This window comes from Paraburkholderia sp. SIMBA_027 (assembly GCF_046535315.1).
In the GTDB taxonomy this organism is placed as follows: domain Bacteria; phylum Pseudomonadota; class Gammaproteobacteria; order Burkholderiales; family Burkholderiaceae; genus Paraburkholderia; species Paraburkholderia tropica.
Genome location: NZ_JAWRWY010001501.1, coordinates 1 through 240 on the forward strand (window position 1 = coordinate 1; position 240 = coordinate 240).

Here is a 240-nt window from a genome sequence, read left to right on the forward strand (position 1 = left end):
CCATCCACGGCCACCCCGAGTTCGCCGGCTTCATTGCGAAGATGAATGCGCACTTCGCCTCGTGGCGCAAAAAGCAGGCAAAAGCGCTCAAGGCGCTGCGCCCCGGCTGCAAGCCAAAACAAGTGATCGCCGAACTCTCTGAAAACCTGCTCGCACATTACCAGGGGCAGCCACTGATCGACGCCTATGCTGTTTATCAGCACCTGATGGACTACTGGACGGAGACGATGCAGGACGACT

General features: G+C 58.3%; 1 protein-coding gene. It reads left to right on the forward strand.

Annotated features, from left to right (window positions below; genetic code table 11):
• A partial coding sequence (locus SB764_RS44195) for a hypothetical protein (protein WP_410867338.1) occupies positions 1-240 on the forward strand: 240 nt, incomplete at both ends.